Origin of the sequence: Streptomyces sp. 13-12-16, assembly GCF_002114215.1 — a bacterium.
Taxonomy (GTDB): domain Bacteria; phylum Actinomycetota; class Actinomycetes; order Streptomycetales; family Streptomycetaceae; genus Streptomyces.
In genome coordinates this window covers 1-1,105 of sequence record NZ_NCTE01000500.1, presented here as the reverse complement: position 1 = coordinate 1,105, position 1,105 = coordinate 1, and the positions used below count along the sequence as shown (strand labels likewise).

At 70.9% G+C, this 1,105-nt stretch carries 1 protein-coding gene; it reads left to right on the top strand.

Annotation, left to right across the window (positions count from 1 at the left end; translation table 11 throughout):
* Positions 1-319 precede the first annotated feature (319 nt).
* Positions 320-991: a 1-acyl-sn-glycerol-3-phosphate acyltransferase gene (locus B7767_RS19685; protein ID WP_085573336.1), complete on the top strand. Its 672-nt coding sequence runs from the start codon at positions 320-322 to the stop codon at positions 989-991.
* Positions 992-1,105 lie beyond the last annotated feature (114 nt).

Sequence of the window (1,105 nt, the reverse complement as noted above, 5' to 3'; positions counted from 1 at the left end):
CGCCCCTCATGCGGATGACGTACGTCTGTCGTATTCCGGCGGGGATGTGACGGCTCGTCCGGTTGGACCGGGCGAGGAGGGGCACGCGTGCGGTGTGCGGCCCCGGGTCCGGCCCGGGCGAGTTGCGTCACAGCGTGACGGCCGTGTCACGCGCCGGCCTCGGGCGGGCCACCGCAGGTGAACCCGGGTCAAGAGTGAGTAAGACCTCGGTGAACTCCCACGATCCCGATGTGCGCAACCCCCCGGGCCGCGAGTAATGTCCTCACCTGCACAGACTCGTACGGCATGAACCGACGTCCGTTTCCCACCGGAGGGCCCGTTGTCCCGCTTCGCGCTCATCAAGGCAGTGCTCGGTCCGATCATGCGCCTGATGTTCCGCCCACAGGTGGAGGGCGCGGAGAACATCCCGGGCGACGGTCCCGTCATCCTGGCCGGCAACCACCTGACGTTCATCGACTCGATGATCCTGCCGCTCGTCTGCGACCGTCAGGTCGTCTTCATCGGCAAGGACGAGTACGTCACCGGCAAGGGCCTCAAGGGCCGGCTGATGGCGTGGTTCTTCACCGGTGTCGGCATGATCCCGGTCGACCGCGACGGCGGCCGGGGCGGGGTGGCGGCGCTGATGACCGGGCGCCGGGTGCTGGAGGAGGGCCGGATCTTCGGCATCTACCCCGAGGGCACCCGCTCCCCCGACGGCCGGCTGTACCGGGGCCGTACCGGCATCGCCCGGCTCACCCTGATGACCGGCGCGCCGGTCGTGCCGTTCGCGATGATCGGCACGGACAAGCTGCAGCCGGGGGGCGCGGGGGTGCCCCGGCCGGGCAAGGTGACGGTTCGTTTCGGTGAGGCGATGGAGTTCTCCCGTTACGACGGGATGGGGCGTGACCGGTACGTGCTGCGGGCGGTGACCGACTCGGTGATGACCGAGGTCATGCGGTTGTCCGGGCAGGAGTACGTGGACATGTACGCCAGTAAGGCGAAGGCGGCGTAACGCCGGACGCCGGCCCGGGGGCGCGTTTCGGATGCGGCCCCGTCGCGGCCGGCCGCGCCCGCGCGGCGGGGCCGCACATGGAAACAGCCCCGCGCCCCCGAGGCCGGCCGTCCG